The following is a 17,773-nucleotide window of genomic DNA, read 5'->3' on the forward strand; positions in this document are numbered from 1 at the left end:
CGCGTGGCCGGGGGTCGGTGCGTCCGGCCCACCTGATGGGGGAGCTGCGATGAAACGGGTCGACTATGACCGGGAGCAGTACCGCGACTACGCGCGCGGCCGGGCGCTGACCGAGCGGCAGCGGCAGGTGTGGATCAGCGCCTTCGCCGCCGTGCTGCCCGATCGGCGGCCGCTCGACGGGCTTGACGTCGGCTCGGGGACCGGGCGGTTCACGCCCGCGCTGGCCGAGGAGTTCGGGCCGGTCGTCGGGGTCGACCCGTCGGTGCGCATGCGGGAGGTCGCGCAGGAGCAGTCGCGGCATCCCGGGGTGCGTTATCTGGCCGGGTCCGCCGAGGACCTGCCCGTGGAGTCCGAAAGCGCCGACTACGCGCTCATGTTTCTCTCCTGGCACCACGTCCAGGACAAGCGGCGGGCGGCGCGGGAGCTGGCGCGGGTGCTGCGGCCCGGCGGGCGGTTGCTGCTGCGCGCCAACTTCAGCGACCACCACCCCCGGCCGTGGTGGCTGGAGCACTTCACCCGGGGTTTCGAGATCGACGCCGCCCTGTTCCAGCCGCTCCACGAGGTCATCGAGATCTTCACGTCGGCGGGGTGGCGGGTGGCGAGCTTCGGCACGGTGGTGCAGCCGTCGTCCGGCAGCCGTCAGGAGGTGCTCGAACGGTTGCGGCTGCGGACGTTGTCGTTCTTCGCCCAGCTGGGCCCCGAGGAGCTGGAAGAGGGCTTCGAGCGGCTGGAGAGGGCCGTGGCGGCCGATCCGGACGCGCCGGCGCCGGAGTTCGCCGACACGCTGCTCACTCTCGAGCGGTCCTCGACGCCTTCGCCAGGGCCCGCGTCCTCCTGAAGCGCGCGAGTCTGCGCAGCGCCACCCAGCCGATCGCGATCATCCCCGCCAGGAAGACCAGCACCAGCACGGGCGTGAACACCGCCACGAGGCTGAGCGAGAGCGACCCCGCGTCCTCCACGGTGCTCACGACGGGCGCGCCGACGCCGGCCGTGGTGGCGTTCACCACCGGGCGGGCGCCCGACTTGACCAGGTGGACGATCAGCGCCGTCACGATGCCCAGGATCCAGCCGACCGCCGGGTGTTCGGCCATCCACGTCGAGTTGTCGAGCTGCGAGGCCGCCGAGGTCGCGCTGAAGACCACGCCGCCCGCCGCGGGCCGCACCGCGGTCTGGATCATGTCGTTGACGTGGTCGACGACCGGGACCTTGTCCAGGACGAACTCGGCCAGCAGCAGCACGCCGATGACGCCGAGCACCCAGCCGTTCGACAACCACGCGTACTCCGACGGCAGCCGCACGGCGTCGGTCACGTTGGCCAGCACGCCGACGACCATGAGCGGGATGTAGGCGTTCAGGCCGGCCGCCGTGGAGAGCCCTAAGCCGGTCAGTGTCGCGAACACAGCAGATCGACCTCCCTTCGAGGGGACAACGACCCACTATTACGAAATATCCCCGGAACTTCCCGCGATCCGCATCAACCGGACTTCCGGCGCCACCCAGCCCTCCTCGGGGGAGTACCGCCGCACGATCTTGGCGGGCACTCCGGCGATCACGCAGTGGTCGGGGAACTCGCCCCTGACCACCGCCCCACCGGCCACGACGCACTGCCGGCCGATCCTGGTGCCCGGGAGGATGATCGCCCCCGTCCCGAGCCAGGAGCCCTCGCCGATGCTGACCGGATTGTTACGCGGCCACTGCCGCCCGACCGGCACCGAAGGGTCGTCGTAGACGTGGTTCTGGTCGGTGATGTAGACGTACGGGCCGGTGAAGACGTGGTCGCCGATGTCGATCGACTGGTGGCCGACGATGTGGCTGCCCCGGCCGATCGAGCAGGAGCCGCCGATCCGGACGAGGGAGTCGGGGCCGAGGTCGACCCCGGGGCCCATCCCGGCCGAGATCGAGACCCGTTCACCGATCAGGGTGTGGTCGCCGATCTCGATCCACTGCTCGCCGAAGATGGCCCCGACCGGGAACGCGATGCAGACGCCGTCGCCCAGTTTGCGGAACCGGTAACCGGCCGGGGAGAGGGGGGTGAGGGCCCCGGCCTCGCGGATGTACGCCCACATCCGGTGGATCAGACGGCCCATCAACCGTTGCCGCATCGACATAACGGATCAAGTTACCTTCTTGTGAAATCCCCGCCCATGGCGGGTTACCGCACGTGGGTGAGCTGGGGACACCAGGATTTGATAGGCTCGAAGCCCGTGGACATGGCCGACACTTTTTCGGACCACGGGAGACCCCTTGCGCAACGCCGTTAGCACCAAACATCTGTTCGTCACCGGCGGCGTCGCCTCCAGCCTCGGCAAGGGCCTCACGGCCTCGAGTCTCGGCCGGCTGCTCAAGCTCCGTGGCCTTCGCGTGACGATGCAGAAACTCGACCCTTACCTGAACGTCGACCCCGGAACGATGAATCCGTTCCAGCACGGTGAAGTCTTCGTCACCGACGACGGAGCCGAGACCGACCTCGACGTCGGCCATTATGAACGTTTCCTCGACACCGAGTTGCACGGTTCGGCGAACGTCACGACCGGGCAGGTCTACTCCAACGTGATCGCCAAGGAGCGGCGCGGCGAGTACCTCGGCGACACCGTCCAGGTGATCCCGCACATCACCAACGAGATCAAAGACCGCATCCGCGGCATGGCCGGCCCCGACGTCGACGTCGTCATCACCGAGGTCGGCGGGACCGTCGGCGACATCGAGTCGCTGCCCTTCCTCGAAGCGGTGCGCCAGGTGCGCCACGAGGTGGGCCGCGACAACGTCTTCTTCCTGCACGTCTCGCTGCTGCCCTACATCGGGCCGAGCGGCGAGCTGAAGACCAAGCCGACCCAGCACTCCGTCGCCGCCCTGCGCAGCATCGGCATCCAGCCCGACGCGATCGTGTGCCGGTCCGACCGGCCGATCACGACCTCGCTCAAGCGCAAGATCAGCCTGATGTGCGACGTCGACGAGGACGCGGTCGTCTCGGCCGTCGACGCCCCCTCGATCTACGACATCCCGAAGGTGCTGCACGCCGAGGGGCTCGACGCCTACGTCGTGCGCCGCCTGGGCCTGCCGTTCCGCGACGTCGAGTGGACCGAGTGGGACCAGCTCCTCAAGCGGGTGCACAAGCCGTCGAAGGAGGCCACCATCGCGCTGGTCGGCAAGTACGTCGACCTGCCCGACGCCTACCTGTCGGTCACCGAGGCCCTGCGCGCGGGCGGCTTCGCCAACGACGCCCGCGTGAACATCCGGTGGGTGACCAGCGACGACTGCCAGAGCCCCGAAGGGGCGGCCCGCGAGCTCGACGGCGTCGACGGGGTGCTCATCCCCGGCGGCTTCGGCGTGCGCGGCATCGAGGGCAAGATCGGCGCGATCCGGCACGCCCGCGAGAACAAGATCCCGCTGCTCGGCATCTGCCTGGGCATGCAGGGCATGGTCATCGAGGCGGCCCGCAACCTGGCCGGCATCGAGGAGGCCAACAGCGCCGAGTTCGACCCCGACGTCAAGCACCCGGTCATCTCGACGATGGCCGACCAGGAGGACGTCGTCGCCGGCGAGCGCGACATGGGCGGCACGATGCGGCTGGGCATGTACACCGCCAAGCTCGGCGAGGGCTCGCTGGCCCGCCAGCTCTACGGCAAGGCCAAGGCCGACGAGCGCCACCGCCACCGCTACGAGGTCAACAACGCCTACCGCGAGCGCCTGGAGAAGGTCGGCGTGGTCTTCTCGGGCCTGTCGCCCGACGGCCGCCTGGTCGAGTACGCCGAGCTGGCCTCCGACCTGCACCCGTTCTTCATCGGCACGCAGGCGCACCCCGAGTTCCGCTCGCGCCCGACCCGGGCCCATCCGCTGTTCCGCGGCCTGATCGCGGCCTCGATCGCGCACGCCGAGAGCCGCGCGAAGGCGGTGAAGGCCAAGTGACCGTGGCCGACGTGCGCGAGCGGTGGGAGGTCACCGCCTCGCGCGAGCGGTTCTCGGCCCGGATCATCTCGGCCGTGACCGACACGGTCGTCATGCCGGGCGGCGAGACCGCCGACCGCGACTACGTGAAGCACCCCGGCTCGGTGGCCGTGGCCGCGGTCGACGACGCCGGGCGGGTGCTGCTGCTGCGGCAGTACCGCCACCCCGTACAGAGACTGCTGTGGGAGCTCCCGGCGGGCATCCGCGACGTGCCGGGGGAGCCGCTGGTCGACTGCGCGGCGCGCGAGCTGGCCGAGGAGGCCGGATACCGCGCCCGCACGTGGCACACGCTGGTCGACCTCTACACCTCGCCCGGCATGAGCGACGAGCGCATCCGCGTCTTCCTGGCCAGGGATCTGGAAAGGATTCCTGACGAAGAGAACACCTACGTCCGGCATCACGAAGAGATCGACATGCCGGTGGAATGGGTACCTCTGGACGAAGCGGTAGAGAAGGCGCTGGCCGGAATGATCCACAATTCCCCCGCCATCGCCGGTATTCTCGCCGCGTACGCCGCATCCTCCGACGACTACAAGGGCCTGCGGGCCGCGAGCGCGCCGGAGGCCTGAACCAGGGGACCTACGCTGAGCTCGCCGGAAGCCGTACTCACCAGCTACCTCGCCCACCTGGCGGTGGAGCGGGGCCTTTCGGCGAACACGCTGGCCTCATACCGCCGTGACCTGCGTCGTTACGTCGACCACCTGACCTCGCGCGGCCTGGCCTCCATCGGCCAGGTCGCCGAGGCCGACGTGGTGGCGTTCCTGGCCGCGCTGCGGGAGGGCGACGACGAGCATCCGGCCCTGGTCGCCAGTTCGGCGGCCAGGGCCGTCTCGGCCGTCAGGGGGCTCCACCGGTTCGCGCTGCGCGAGGGCGTCTCGGGGCACGACCCGGCCAACCAGGTGCGGCCCCCGCGCACGCTGCGCCGGCTCCCCAAGGCGATCACCGTCGACGACGTGGAGCGCCTCATCGCCGCGTCGGGTCCCGACGAGTCGCCCCTGACGTTCCGGAACCGGGCCCTTCTGGAGGTCCTGTACGGAACCGGCGCCCGCATCTCCGAAGCGGTGGGCCTGGCCGTCGACGACATCGCCACGGCCTCGCAGGTGGTGCTGCGCGGCAAGGGCGGCACGACCAGGATCGTGCCCCTCGGCCGCTACGCCCGGTCGGCCCTCGACGCCTACCTCGTGCGTGCGCGTCCTCAGATCGCCTCTCACGGCCGGGGAACCCCCGCGCTGTTCCTGAACGCCCGGGGCGGCCGGCTGACCCGTCAGGGCGCCTGGGAGGTCCTCCAGTCGGCGGCCGAGCGGGCCGGCCTGTCGGGGGTCTCGCCCCACATGCTGCGCCACTCGTTCGCCACCCACCTGCTCGACGGCGGCGCCGACGTCAGGGTGGTGCAGGAACTGCTCGGCCACGCCTCGGTGACGACCACCCAGGTTTACACCCTCGTGACGGTCGACAAGCTCAGAGAGGTGTACGCCGCCGCCCATCCCCGTGCCCGCAGGTGATTCAGTTCCGTTACCCTGGCTTTGCTTGGGCGCGGCGCCTTGCCGCATACGTGACTACCCTCTAGATTCGGTCCGATTCGGGACCGTCAGGGAGGATCAACAGGTGACTGCGACCACAGACGAGACGTGGACCGCGGGGAGCCCGGGTGCCCTGGGTCCGACCGGGCGCCCCCGTCCCGTCTTCCCCGAGCCGCCCACGCCCGAGAGCCACGGCCCGGCGCGGGTCGTCGCCATGGTGAACCAGAAGGGCGGCGTCGGCAAGACGACCACCACGATCAACCTCGGCGCCGCGTTAGCCGAGGTCGGGCAGAAGGTTCTGCTGGTCGACTTCGACCCGCAGGGCGCCCTGTCGGTGGGCCTGGGCATCGACCCCCGCCCCCTCGAGACGACGATCTACGACCTCCTAATGGAGGAGCCCGACGTCACCGCCGAAGACGTGCTGCTCGGCACCAGCGTCGAGGGCATGGACCTGCTGCCCAGCAACATCTTCCTGTCCGGCGCGGAGATCCGGCTGGTCAACGAGGTCGCCCGGGAATACGCCCTCCAGCGCAGCCTGGAGCCCCTGCTCCCGTACTACGACATCTGCCTGATCGACTGCCAGCCCTCGCTCGGCCTGCTGACGGTCAACGCGCTGACCTGCGCCCACAGCGTCATGATCCCCCTGGAGTGCGAGTTCTTCGCGCTGCGCGGCGTGGCCCTGCTGATGGAGTCGATCTCCAAGGTCCAGGAGCGCCTCAACAAGAACCTCGAGATAGACGGCCTCCTCGCCACCATGTACGACCCCCGCACCCTCCACGCCCGCGAGGTGCTGGCGACGATCATGCAGGGCTTCGGCGACAAGGTCTTCCACACGGTGATCAACCGCACCGTGCGCTTCCCCGACGCCACCCTGGCCGGTGAGCCGATCACCCAGTTCGACCCGGGTTCGATGGGCGCCACCGCCTACCGCGAGCTGGCCCGCGAGGTGCTGGCCCGCTGGCCCGCGCGCTTGTAGTTCACGCGAACCTGCCTCGAATACGCGCGACAATGGCTCGATGACCGAGCCGGAGACCACCGCGCCAGCCGAAGGGTTCCACGTCCACCTCGAGGTGTTCGAGGGGCCCTTCGACCTGCTGCTCGGGCTGATCGCCAAGCACAAGCTCGACATCACCGAGGTCTCGCTCAGCAAGGTCACCGACGAGTTCATCTCCTACATCCGGTCGCGCGGGCCCGAATGGGACCTCGACCAGACCAGCCACTTCCTGCTGGTCGCGGCCACCCTGCTCGACCTCAAGGCGGCCCGGCTGCTGCCGACCGGCGAGGTGGAGGACGAGGAGGACCTCGCCCTCCTGGAGGCCCGTGACCTGCTGTTCGCGCGGTTGCTGCAGTACCGGGCGTACAAGGAGGTCGCGAAGATCTTCTCCGGCCGCATGGCCGAGGAGGCGCTGCGGTTCCCGCGCCTGGTGCCGCTGGAGCCCGCGTTCGCGAACCTGCTGCCGGAGCTGGTGCTCGGGATCGGGCCCGAACGGCTGGCCGAGATCGCCCGCCGGGCGTTCACCCCGAAGTTGCCGCCGACCGTTTCCGTCACCCACATGTACCAACCACTCGCCTCGGTACGCGAACAGGCCGCTATCCTGGTCGAGCGGTTGCGCCGGGCGGGCACCGCGACGTTCCGGGCGCTGACCTCCGACTGCGCCGGCCCTTTCGAAGTGGTGGCGAGGTTCCTCGCCGTTCTGGAGTTGTTCCGCGAGGCGGCGGTCTCCTTCGAGCAGGCCGAGCCGCTGGGAGACCTCTACGTGACCTGGACCGGAACCGCCGACGGCACCGTGCTCGTCGGCGACGACTACGACGAGACCCGACAGGGGGAGAACGATGTCTGAGCTGACCATGGGCCTCGAGGCCATCCTGCTCGTCGTCGACGAACCCGTCGCGGAGATCACCCTCGCGCAGGTGCTCGAACGGCCGACCGCCGAGATCGCGGCCGCCCTGCGCGACCTGTCGGCGGAATACACCTCCGCCGGGAGGGGTTTTGACCTGAGAGAGGTCGCCGGAGGATGGCGCCTCTACACCCGCGCCGAATGCGCCCCCCTGGTGGAGCGGTTCGTGCGCGACGGCCAGCAGGCGCGGCTGACCCAGGCCGCGCTCGAGACCCTCGCCGTGGTCGCCTACCGGCAGCCCGTCAGCCGGGCCCGGGTGGCGGCGATCCGCGGCGTCAACAGCGACGGCGTCATGCGCACGCTCGCCGCCCGCGGCCTCGTCGAAGAGGCCGGGACCGACCCGGAGAGCCAGGCCGTGCTCTACCGGACCACCAGCTACTTCCTGGAGAGGTTGGGCCTGCGGGAGCTGTCGGAGCTCCCCGAACTGGCGCCCTTCCTCCCCGACGACGTTGACACCCTTGAGGAGCAACCCAAGTGAACAAGCGCAGCACCCCGTCCGGTGATGGACGCGGTCGAGGCAACTCCTTCCGCGCGGGCCGATCAGGCTCCCGCGGCACCGGCTCGGGCGGCCCCGCCAAACGCGGCGGGTTCGGCGGCGGCTCGTCGGGCGGCGGCTCCGGCTCCCGCGACGACCGGGGCGGCCGCGACTTCCGCGCCCGCGACGACCGCGCCCCGCGCGGCGACAGGAGTTACGGATCCCGCGACGACCGGGCTTCCCGTGGTCCGCGCGACGACCGAGGCTACGGCTCGCGCGACGACCGCCCGCAGCGTTCCTCCCGCGACGACAACCCGCGCTCCGACCGGCCCTACGGCGACCGGCCCCAGCGCTCCTACGGCGACGACCGCCCCGCCCGCTCCTACGGCGACCGCCCGCAGCGGCCCGGCGGTTCTTACGGTGACCGGCCCCAGCGGTCGGGCGGTTCTTACGGTGACCGCCCGCAGCGGTCCGGTGGTTCTTATGGCGACCGCCCGCAGCGGCCCTCCGGCGATGACCGTCCCGGCCGTTCCTTCGGTGACCGGCCCCAGCGTTCCTACGGCGACGACCGCCCGCAACGTTCTTACGGCGACCGGCCCCAGCGCTCCTACGGCGACGACCGTCCCGCCCGTTCCTACGGCGACCGGCCGCAGCGGCCCTCCGGTGACGACCGTCCCGGTGGCTTCCGCTCGGACCGCCCCTCCGGCGGCGACCGGCCCCAGCGTTCCTACGGCGACGACCGCCCCGCCCGCTCCTACGGCGACCGGCCGCAGCGGTCCGGCGGATCTTACGGCGACCGGCCCCAGCGGTCCGGCGGGTCTTACGGCGACCGGCCGCAGCGGTCCGGTGGTTCCTACGGCGACCGCCCGCAGCGGTCCGGTGGTTCCTACGGCGACCGCCCGCAGCGGTCCTTCCGGGATGACCGGCCCGCTCGTGACGACCGGCCCGAGCGGTCCTTCGAATCCCGTGACGACCGCGGCAACCCGGCCGCCAAGGGCTCCCGGGCGCGGTTCGGCAAGGTCGAGCGGCCGATGCGCGCCGACCGGGGCGGGCGTCGTGACGACGTGCAGACGGTCGGGAAGCCGGTCCGTCCCAAGGCCCAGCCCTTCAAGACGTCCGCCCAGCCGAAGCGGGACCCCGACTTCTGGGAGCCCGGCTACAAGGACGAGCGCGACACCACCGAGATCCCCGGCGGCGAGCGGCTGCAGAAGGTGCTCGCCCAGGCGGGCGTCGCCTCGCGGCGCGCGTGCGAGGACATGATCGGCGAGGGGCGCGTCACCGTCGACGGCCAGGTGGTCCGGCGGTTCGGGGCGCGGGTCGACCCGGCCAAGCAGGTCATCCACGTCGACGGCAAGCGCATCCCGACCGCGCCCGACCTCGTCTACTACGCCCTGAACAAGCCCATCGGCGTCGTCTCCACGATGGAGGACCCGGAGGGGCGGCCGTGCCTGGCCGACTTCGTCCAGGAACTGGCTCCGCGGCTGTTCCACGTCGGGCGGCTCGACACCGAGACCGAGGGGCTGCTGCTGCTCACCAACGACGGCGAGCTGGCTCACCGGCTGACGCACCCGAGCTACGGCGTGCCGAAGAAGTACTGGGCGAAGGTGCCCGGCCCGGTCCCGCGCGACCTGCACCGCACGCTGCGCAAGGGCGTCGAGCTGGAGGACGGGCTGGCCAAGGTCGACTCGTTCACGATCGTGCAGGAGCACGGTCAGCAGGCGCTCGTCGAGGTCGTCCTGCACGAGGGGCGCAAGCACATCGTGCGCCGCCTCCTGGAGGAGACCGGGCACCGCGTGATCGACCTGGCCCGCATCGAGTTCGGGCCGGTCAAGCTCGGCCGGCTCAAGCCCGGGACGATCCGCGCGCTCAGCCTGCACGAAGTCGGCGAACTCTACGCATCGGTCAAGCTGTAGCCTTTGCGGACGATCAGATAGGAGTCAGGCATATGGTCAGGGCGGTCCGCGGCGCGATCCAGGTTGACGGGAACGACCGTGAGTCGATCATCACGGGAACGACCGAGCTGGTCACCGAAGTGATGGAGCGAAACCGGCTCACCACCGACGAGGTGATCAGCGTGATCTTCACCGCGACACCCGACCTGACCGCCGAGTTCCCCGCTCTGGCCGCCCGTAAGCTGGGATTCCACGACGTGCCGCTGCTCTGCGCGTCGGAGATCGGCGTCCCGGGCGCGCTGCCCCGCGTGGTGCGGCTGATGGCCCACGTCGCCGTCGACCGCCCGCGCCAGGAGATCCACCACGTCTACCTGCGCGGCGCGGTCGCGCTGCGGGTCGACATCGCTCAATAGATCACCGAGGAAATCCATGACCGAGGGTGGCTCACTCAGCAGTGCTCTGGTCGTCGGCACGGGCCTCATCGGCACGTCGCTGGCGCTGGCGCTGCGCCGCCGTGACATCAGGGTGCTGCTGACCGACCGCGACCCGGGGGCCGTACGGCTGGCCAGCGAACTGGGCGCCGGCGAACCCTGGGACGGCGGCGAGCGGGCCGACGTCGCGGTCATCGCGGTGCCGCCGCAGTTCGTCGCCGACCAGCTGCTCGAACTGCAGAAGAACGAGGCGGCCCGGTTCTACACCGACGTGGCCAGCGTGAAGGCGCTGCCGATCGCGCAGGCCGCGGTGCTCGGGTGCGACCTGTCGGTCTTCGTCGCGGGCCATCCGCTGGCGGGGCGGGAGAAGTCCGGCCCCGGGGCGGCCCGCCACGACCTGTTCCTCGGCCGCCCGTGGGCGCTGTGCCCGACGATCGAGTCGGGCCCGCGCGCCCGGGAGGCGGTGGCCGAACTGGTCGCCCTCTGCGGGGCGAACGCCGTCACCATCGGGGCCCAGGAGCACGACCGGGCCGTGGCGGTGATCTCCCACGCGCCTCACGTGACGGCGGCGGCGGTGGCCGCCCGGCTGGCCGAGGCCCCCGAGACGGCGCTCGGCCTCAGCGGGCAGGGCGTCCGCGACGTGACCCGCATCGCGGCCAGCGATCCCGCCCTGTGGACGGGCATCCTGTCCGGGAACGCCGCCCCCGTGGCGGAGGTCCTGGAGGCGGTCGCCAACGACCTCAACGTGGCGGCCCGGTCGCTGCGCGAGTTCGCGATCGACGGCACCTCGATGGACGAGGTCATCGACCTGCTCCAGCGGGGCGTGGCCGGCACCGGCCGCATCCCCGGCAAGCACGGCGGCCCCGCGCGCACCTACGCGGTGGTCCAGGTGGTCATCGGCGACCGTCCCGGCGAGCTGGCGCGGTTGTTCCAGGTGGCCGAGCAGGCGGGGGTCAGCATCGAGGACGTGCGGCTGGAGCACGTGCCCGGGCTGCCCCTGGGCGCGGTGGAGCTGTCGGTGCAGCCCGAGGCGGCCGAGATCTTCGCGACCGCGCTGCGGGCGCAGGGCTGGCAGCTGCAGGGCTGAGGCCGGGTCTGAGCCCCGGTAGCCTTTCTGGGGTCGCAACACACACGAGAACAGGGGAGTGGACCGTGCCGGGTCTGGTCGTCGCCATGGACGGGCCTTCGGGGTCGGGCAAGTCGAGCGCGTCCCGCGGGGTGGCCCGCGCGCTGGGCCTGCGTTATCTCGACACGGGGGCGATGTACCGGGCGCTCACCTGGTGGGTGCTCGACCAGGGCATCGACCTGGCCGACGCCGAGACCATCGCGGCGCGGGCCGTCGAGCCGGTGCTGGAGATGTCCACCGACCCGGAGAACTCCGGCGTCACGATCGACGGGATCGACGTCAACGGCCCGATCCGGGAGGCGACCGTGACCGGCGCCGTCTCGGCCGTCGCCGCGGTCCCCGAGGTCCGGGCCCACCTGGTCGCCCTCCAGCGGGCGCTGATCGCCGCGACCCCCGAGGGCATGGTCGTCGAGGGCCGGGACATCGGCACCGTCGTCGCCCCCCACGCCCCCGTCAAGATCTACCTGACCGCCAGCGCCGAGGCCCGCGCGCGCCGGCGCAACGCCGAGCTGACCGGGTCGACCGTCGAGGCGCAGGTGGCCGACATGGCCCGCCGCGACACGCTCGACTCCACCCGCAAGGCCGACCCGCTGACCATGGCCGCCGACGCGGTCGAGGTCGACACCACTGAGCTGGGGCTCGACGAGGTGATCGCCGAGATCCTGCGGCTCGTGAAGGAGCGCGCCCCGATCGAGGCGCGCTGACAGGAGGAATGCCGCGATGAGCGCGGAGTACGACGACGACGGCTGGATCGAGGCCGAACTGGCCACCCTCGACGTCGAGGGAGGCCACGACGACGAGCCCGATTCGGGTCCGCTGCCCGTCGTGGCGGTGGTGGGTCGCCCCAACGTGGGCAAGTCGACCCTGGTCAACCGCATCATCGGCCGCCGGGAGGCGGTCGTCGAAGACGTCCCCGGCGTGACCCGCGACCGGGTCACCTACGACGCCAACTGGCGGGGCCGCCGGTTCACGCTGGTCGACACCGGCGGGTGGGACCCCGACGCCACCGGCATGGCGCTGAAGATCGCCGAGCAGGCGCAGGTGGCGGCCGAGCTGGCCGACGTGATCCTGTTCGTGGTCGACGCCACGGTCGGCATCACCGACTCCGACGAGGCCGTCGGCGGGGTGCTCCGCAAGGCGGGCAAGCCGGTCGTGCTGGCCGCCAACAAGGTCGACAACGCCCTCCAGGAGCTGGAGGCCAACGAACTGTGGTCGCTCGGCCTCGGGCAGCCCTACCCGGTGTCGGCCCTGCACGGCCGCTCCAGCGGCGACCTGCTCGACGTGGTGCTCGACGCGCTGCCCGAGACCCCGCCGCTGAAGTTCGGCGAGCAGCGCGGCCCGCGCCGGGTGGCCCTGCTCGGCAAGCCCAACGTGGGCAAGTCGTCGCTGCTCAACCGGGTCGCCGGCGAGGAGCGGGTGCTGGTCGACCCGATGGCCGGCACCACCCGTGACCCGGTCGACGAGCTGATCGAGCTCGGCGGGGTGCCGTGGCGCTTCATCGACACCGCCGGCATCCGGCGGCGCGACCGCGAGCTCAAGGGCGCCGACTTCTACGCCGCCATGCGCACCCGCGCGGCCCTGGAGCGGGCCGAGGTGGCGATCGTGCTGATCGACGCCTCCGAGGTGCTGACCGAGCAGGACCTGCGCATCATCGGGCTGGTCATCGAGTCGGGCCGGGCCATGGTGGTGGCGTTCAACAAGTGGGACCTGGTCGACGAAGACCGGCGTTACTACCTGGAGAAGGAGATCGAGCGCCAGCTCGTCCGCACCCCGTGGGCGCTGCGGGTGAACATCTCCGCCAAGACCGGGCGTCACGTCGAGAAGCTGGTCCCGGCGCTGGAGCGGGCGATCGACTCGTGGACGACCCGGGTGCCGACCGCCCGGCTCAACCAGTTCCTCACCGAGCTGGTGCAGGCGACGCCGCCGCCCGTGCGGGGCGGCAAGCAGCCAAAGATCCTGTTCGCGACGCAGGCCGCGACCGAGCCGCCGAAGTTCGTGTTGTTCACCTCCGGCTTCCTGGAGGAGACCTACCGGCGCTTCATCGAGCGGCGGCTGCGCGAGGAGTTCGGCTTCGAGGGCTCCCCGATCGAGGTCACCATGAAGATCAGGGAGAAGCGCAAGAAGTAGCACGTTCTCCACGGGCCGCGCCTCCGGGCGCGGCCCGTGGCGGTTCAGGCGCCTGTGATGGTGGTGCCAGCCCTACCATCGGTCGGGTGTACGCGGGATCGTGAGGAAAGCCGCCGATTTCTAAGTTGATGGGCATGAGAACACATCTGCGCCGCCTGGCCGCCGACACCGGCTACCTGATGCTGGGCTTCCCCCTGGCGACGGTCGCGTTCTGCCTGATGGTCGCCGGACTCTCCGCCGGAGCCGGGACCGTCGTCGTCGGAGTCGGGGTGGCCGTCCTGGCGGTCACCCTGCTCATCGCCCGTCTGTTCGGCGACCTCGAACGGGGTCGCATCGCGCTGGTCCTGGAGCGGCCGGTGCAGCGTCCGCGTTATCCGGCGCCGCCGGTGGGCGCGGGCTGGGTCCGGCGGCTGGTCAACCCGATCATGACCCCCCAGTCCTGGCTCGACGTGCTGCACCAGGTGATCGTCTTCCCGATCGCGGTCGCGACGTTCTCGGTGACGATCGCGATGTGGGGGCTGGTGCTGGGCGGGGTGACCTATCCCATCTGGGGCTGGTTCACCAGCCAGATCCCCGGCAACGTCGAGCTGCCCGAACTGCTCGGCTTCAGCGGGACCTACCTGTCCAACACCCTGTTCTACGCGGTGCTGGGCGTGTTCGCGACGGTGGTGCTGTTCCCGGTCATCCGGTTCATGGCGACGCTCCAGGCCAACCTCGGCCGGACGCTGCTCAGCGGCATGGCCGAGCTGCAGGGCCGCATCGACGACCTCACCGAGGGCCGGCACGCCGCCGCCCACGCCGAAGCCGACGCGCTGCGCCGCCTGGAGCGGGACATCCACGACGGCCCGCAACAGCGGCTCGTCCACCTGGCGATGGAGTTGTCGCGGGCCCAGCGGCTGCTGGAGCGCGACGCGGTGGCCGCGTCGACGACGATCGGGCAGGCGATCACCGCCACCCGGGAGACGCTCGACGAGCTGCGGGCCCTGTCGCGGGGCATCGCCCCGCCGATCCTGGCCGACCGGGGGCTCAACCCGGCGCTGTCGGCGCTGGCGGCCCGCTGCACCGTGCCGGTCGAGCTCGACGTCCGGATCGAGGAGCGGTTCGCGGCGCTGGTCGAGAACACCGTCTACTTCGTCACCGCCGAGGCGCTCACCAACGTTGCCAAGCACAGCCGGGCCACCGTGTGCCGGGTCATGCTCGACCGCACGGGCGACTCGCTGCTGCTGACCATCGGCGACGACGGAGTCGGCGGCGCCCATGTCGCCAAGGGCCACGGGTTGTCCGGTCTGGCCGACCGGCTGCGCGCGGTCGACGGCGAGTTGTCCGTTCAGTCCCCCACCGGGGGGCCGACCCTGATCGTGGCGGAGGTTCCGTGCGGGTAGTGGTGGCCGACGACGCCGTGCTCATCCGGGAGGGTCTGGTACGCCTCCTCGAAGAGTTCGGTTGTGAGGTGGTCGCGACGGTGGGGACGGGCGATGAGCTCGTGTCCGCCGTCGCGGCGCATCGGCCTGACGTGTCCGTGGTCGACGTGCGCATGCCGCCGACCTTCACCGACGAGGGCCTGCGCGCCGCCGTGGCGGCCCGCAAGGAGGTGCCCGGGGCGCCGGTCCTCATCCTGTCGCAGTACGTCGAGGTCTCCTACGCCGACGACCTGCTCGCCGACGCCCGGGGCGGGGTCGGCTACCTGCTGAAAGACCGCGTGGTCGACGTCGAGGAGTTCATGGCCGGGCTGCGCGGCGTCGCCTCCGGCGGCACCGTCTTCGACCCGCAGGTGATCTCCCAGCTGATGGTCCGGCGGCGGCGCGACGACCCGGTGGCCCTGCTGACGCCCCGGGAGCGCGAGGTGCTGGCCCTGATGGCCGAGGGCCGCTCCAACCCGGCGATCGGGCGTCACCTCGTGGTGAGCGAGGGCGCGGTGGAGAAGCACATCCGCTCGATCTTCGCCAAGCTCGGCCTGTACGCCGACGACGCCGACCAGCACCGCCGGGTGCTCGCGGTGCTGGCCTTCCTCCGTTCCTAGGCCGGGTGGTTGCCCGCCGGGCCGCCGATGTCGAACGGGGTCGTGATCCCCTCGTACGCCAGATGGAACTCCATGCCCTGGACGGCGTGGGCCAGGTCGTGGCAGTGGGACATCCACAGGCCCGGGTTGTCGGCCGTCAGGGCCACCACCCAGACCTCGCCCGGTTCGACGTCGAAGGTGTCGACGAGCATGCCGTTGGCGGGCCGCCCGTCGCGTGACAGCACCTCGACGTGGTGGCCGTGGGGATGCATCGGGTGCAGGTCGCCCGACCGGTTCACAATCGTGATCTTGACCCGGTCGCCCTCGCGCACGACCGGCGTCGGGATGTTCGGATAGCCCTTCCCGTTGACCGTGTGGGCCAGCCTCGGCACCCCGCCGACCATGGCGAAGGTCTTGTCGAGCACCCAGACGATCTCCCGGTCGAACTCCTCCCGCAGGCCGGGCAGCGTGCCGTAGCGGGTGACGTCGAGCAGGTCGCCGGTCGCGGGCGCGGCCCGGCCGTTCAGGGCCAGGCCCGGATGGCCGTCGACGCTCAGCATGACCGGGCCGTCGGGCATCGTGAAGGTCAGGTCGTACCGGCCGCCGGCGGCGAGCTTGAGGCGGCGGTCGCGCAGCGGCGTGGCGCTGGCGACGTCGCGGGCGTCGACCGACCGCAACCGGAAGTCCACGCCCGACAGGCCCAGGGTCACCGGCAGGCTGTTGGTGTCGGCGATGCGCAGCCGGACCGGCGTGCCGGGCGGGAGGTCGGCCGTGACCAGGCCGTCGGCGGGGGCCCGGTCGTCGAAGGAGAGGGTCTGGACGTCGCCGTAGGAATGGATCGCCACCGTGTGGTCGCCCTCGGCGGGGTCGACGATCAGCAGCCCGAACAGGCCCTTGGCGACGGCGACGCTGGAGTTCTGGTGGGAGTGGTACCAGTACGTGCCGGGATCGTCGGCCCGGAAGCGGTAGACGTGCTCGCCGCCGGGTTTGACCGCGTCCTGGGTGACGCCGGGCACGCCGTCCTCACCGGCGGGCAGGTCGTAGCCGTGCCAGTGGATCGTCACGCCCTGGTCGCCGGGCAGTTCGTTGCGCAGCGTCACCTCGATCGTCTCGCCCTGCTTGACCCGCAGGGTCGGGCCGGGGTTCTGGCCGTTGAACGACCACGTCTCCACCCTCCGGCCGCCGACGGTCAGGCTCGACGCCTTCGCCGTCAGGGTGTACCGGCGCGCGGCGGGGTCGGCCGGGCCGCGCAGGGAGGCCACCGATACGCCCTCGGCGGCGACGCCGTGGCCCGCGTGCATCGGCGGGCCCGAGAAGCTGCCGGTGATCGCCCACACGACGCCGGTCAGCGCCACCGCGAACCCGGCGATCCGCCACCGGTCGCCGCCCTTGCGGGCGACCAGCCGCCACGCCAGGGCCGCCGCGCCGCCCCCGACGAGCATCACGACCAGCGCCGACGACAGGGTCACCGGGTAGGAGACGAGCACGTCGCAGGCCAGCCCGGCGACCGCGCCGATCGCGGTCAGGATCAGCGGGTAGGCCCGTCTCGGGTCCCGGTCACGCCGCAGCAGCGCCGGGACGGTGGTCGTGAGGGCGTACACCATCGGGACCAGCAGCAGCGGCAGGGCCAGCAGCACCTTCTCGGCGGCGAACCACCACCCCGCCTCCAGGAGCCGCACGGTCAGCGCCACCCGCAGCCCGCTCACGACGACCGCCCCGGCGCTCAGCGCCAGGGCGGCCAGGTGGAACCGAGGGTCGTGCGGCGGCCGGAACGCCGCGACGGCGAACCCGGCCGCGGCGGGCCACAACACGGCGGCGACGACCAGGACGATCTGGTCGAGGCCGCCGGCGAGCGCGGTGGTCACGCGACGGCGGCCTGGGGCGCGGGCGCCGCGGCCCTGGTCAGGTCACGGGCCTTCTTCATCAGCACGACCGACGCCCACAGGATCGCCACGCCGTCGAGGGCGTGGAAGCCGAGCACGACCAGGCTCGCGGTGGTGGTCGTGTCCGTTCCGGCGCCCGCCAGCCCGGCCAGCTCGAAGATCACGAACAGCTGCACGACGACCAGCAGCAGCGGCGTGATCGACAGCAGGATGAGCCGCCCCCCGGCCTTCGCGACGGCGGCCACGATCGTGGTCAGGATCGACAGGAGCGGCAGGACCATCGTGCCGTTGAGGATGTGCGGCATGATCGCGGCGTCCTCCGCGCCGAAGGCGGGCGCGGGCCGCTCGAAGGCGCCGAACGTGGCGAAGTAGAACTGGGCGATCACGGAGATGAACATGATCACCGTGAACCCGAAGAAGACCTTACGCATGTGGGATCCCCCAGACAGAGTGGTGTCGCTGGCGCCAACTGTGGGC

General features: G+C 71.5%; 18 protein-coding genes. 14 read left to right on the plus strand and 4 right to left on the minus strand.

All coding sequences use genetic code 11. The annotated features are described in order from the left end of the window. Positions 1 to 49 precede the first annotated feature (49 nt). Positions 50 to 838, plus strand: a complete 789-nt coding sequence (locus AW271_RS00505) for a class I SAM-dependent methyltransferase (protein WP_062330225.1) — start codon at positions 50 to 52, stop codon at positions 836 to 838. Here AW271_RS00505 and AW271_RS00510 read toward each other — a convergent pair. Together AW271_RS00510 and AW271_RS00515 are read right to left on the minus strand one after the other, a co-directional pair. Then, positions 789 to 1,400 carry a DUF4126 domain-containing protein gene (locus tag AW271_RS00510; protein ID WP_062330227.1) on the minus strand — a complete coding sequence of 204 codons (612 nt, stop codon included), beginning with the start codon at positions 1,398 to 1,400 and terminating at the stop codon, positions 789 to 791. The two genes, AW271_RS00505 and AW271_RS00510, sit on opposite strands and share 50 nt — an antisense overlap. Before the next feature lie 39 nt (positions 1,401 to 1,439). Continuing rightward, positions 1,440 to 2,102, minus strand: a complete 663-nt coding sequence (locus tag AW271_RS00515; protein WP_245652875.1) for an acyltransferase — start codon at positions 2,100 to 2,102, stop codon at positions 1,440 to 1,442. Positions 2,103 to 2,244: 142 nt separating this feature from the next. Here AW271_RS00515 and pyrG point away from each other — a divergent pair, with 142 nt between their 5' ends. The 13 genes from pyrG to AW271_RS00580 all read left to right on the plus strand — a co-directional run bounded on the left by pyrG (position 2,245) and on the right by AW271_RS00580 (position 15,434). Continuing rightward, the gene (gene pyrG, locus AW271_RS00520; protein WP_062330231.1) at positions 2,245 to 3,906 is read left to right on the plus strand and encodes a CTP synthase; all 1,662 of its coding nucleotides are present in this window, start codon (positions 2,245 to 2,247) and stop codon (positions 3,904 to 3,906) included. Further along, positions 3,903 to 4,514 carry an NUDIX domain-containing protein gene (locus AW271_RS00525; protein WP_062330233.1) on the plus strand — a complete coding sequence of 204 codons (612 nt, stop codon included), beginning with the start codon at positions 3,903 to 3,905 and terminating at the stop codon, positions 4,512 to 4,514. Before pyrG ends, AW271_RS00525 begins: the two co-directional genes overlap by 4 nt. Before the next feature lie 15 nt (positions 4,515 to 4,529). Next, positions 4,530 to 5,447: a site-specific tyrosine recombinase XerD gene (xerD, locus tag AW271_RS00530; protein WP_062330234.1), complete on the plus strand. Its 918-nt coding sequence runs from the start codon at positions 4,530 to 4,532 to the stop codon at positions 5,445 to 5,447. Positions 5,448 to 5,550: 103 nt separating this feature from the next. Next, entirely contained in the window at positions 5,551 to 6,441 is an 891-nt protein-coding gene (locus AW271_RS00535) for a ParA family protein (RefSeq protein ID WP_062330236.1), read from the plus strand. A 40-nt stretch (positions 6,442 to 6,481) separates the two neighbouring features. Further along, a complete protein-coding gene (locus AW271_RS00540; RefSeq protein ID WP_062330238.1) occupies positions 6,482 to 7,306 on the plus strand; it encodes a segregation and condensation protein A in 825 nt (274 codons plus the stop codon). After that, complete coding sequence (gene scpB, locus AW271_RS00545; RefSeq protein WP_062330240.1) at positions 7,299 to 7,841, plus strand: SMC-Scp complex subunit ScpB; 543 nt, start codon at positions 7,299 to 7,301, stop codon at positions 7,839 to 7,841. Before AW271_RS00540 ends, scpB begins: the two co-directional genes overlap by 8 nt. Beyond that, positions 7,838 to 9,751 (plus strand): pseudouridine synthase, encoded by a 1,914-nt coding sequence (locus AW271_RS37930; protein WP_063817809.1) that lies wholly within the window; start codon positions 7,838 to 7,840, stop codon positions 9,749 to 9,751. The genes scpB and AW271_RS37930 overlap by 4 nt, the downstream gene beginning before the upstream one ends. A 32-nt stretch (positions 9,752 to 9,783) precedes the next feature. Then, positions 9,784 to 10,143, plus strand: coding sequence for a chorismate mutase (gene aroH, locus AW271_RS00555; RefSeq protein ID WP_062330241.1), 360 nt, complete (start codon positions 9,784 to 9,786; stop codon positions 10,141 to 10,143). 16 nt (positions 10,144 to 10,159) lie between these two features. Continuing rightward, positions 10,160 to 11,248, plus strand: coding sequence for a prephenate dehydrogenase (locus tag AW271_RS00560; RefSeq protein WP_062330243.1), 1,089 nt, complete (start codon positions 10,160 to 10,162; stop codon positions 11,246 to 11,248). A gap of 65 nt (positions 11,249 to 11,313) precedes the next feature. Continuing rightward, the gene (gene cmk, locus AW271_RS00565; RefSeq protein WP_245652876.1) at positions 11,314 to 11,991 is read left to right on the plus strand and encodes a (d)CMP kinase; all 678 of its coding nucleotides are present in this window, start codon (positions 11,314 to 11,316) and stop codon (positions 11,989 to 11,991) included. Between the two features lie 16 nt (positions 11,992 to 12,007). Next, positions 12,008 to 13,414, plus strand: coding sequence for a ribosome biogenesis GTPase Der (gene der / locus AW271_RS00570; RefSeq protein ID WP_083975875.1), 1,407 nt, complete (start codon positions 12,008 to 12,010; stop codon positions 13,412 to 13,414). 134 nt (positions 13,415 to 13,548) lie between these two features. Continuing rightward, entirely contained in the window at positions 13,549 to 14,796 is a 1,248-nt protein-coding gene (locus AW271_RS00575) for a sensor histidine kinase (RefSeq protein WP_062332888.1), read from the plus strand. Further along, positions 14,787 to 15,434: a response regulator transcription factor gene (locus tag AW271_RS00580; RefSeq protein ID WP_062330245.1), complete on the plus strand. Its 648-nt coding sequence runs from the start codon at positions 14,787 to 14,789 to the stop codon at positions 15,432 to 15,434. The genes AW271_RS00575 and AW271_RS00580 overlap by 10 nt, the downstream gene beginning before the upstream one ends. On the opposite strand, the gene AW271_RS00585 is transcribed toward AW271_RS00580, so the two are convergent. Both AW271_RS00585 and AW271_RS00590 read right to left on the minus strand, forming a co-directional pair. Next, entirely contained in the window at positions 15,431 to 17,278 is a 1,848-nt protein-coding gene (locus AW271_RS00585; protein WP_062330247.1) for a multicopper oxidase family protein, read from the minus strand. The genes AW271_RS00580 and AW271_RS00585 overlap by 4 nt on opposite strands. After that, positions 17,275 to 17,727 (minus strand): DUF6220 domain-containing protein, encoded by a 453-nt coding sequence (locus AW271_RS00590; RefSeq protein ID WP_062330249.1) that lies wholly within the window; start codon positions 17,725 to 17,727, stop codon positions 17,275 to 17,277. The genes AW271_RS00585 and AW271_RS00590 overlap by 4 nt, the downstream gene beginning before the upstream one ends. Positions 17,728 to 17,773 lie beyond the last annotated feature (46 nt).

This window comes from Herbidospora sakaeratensis, assembly GCF_001570525.1.
In the GTDB taxonomy this organism is placed as follows: Bacteria; Actinomycetota; Actinomycetes; order Streptosporangiales; family Streptosporangiaceae; genus Herbidospora; species Herbidospora sakaeratensis.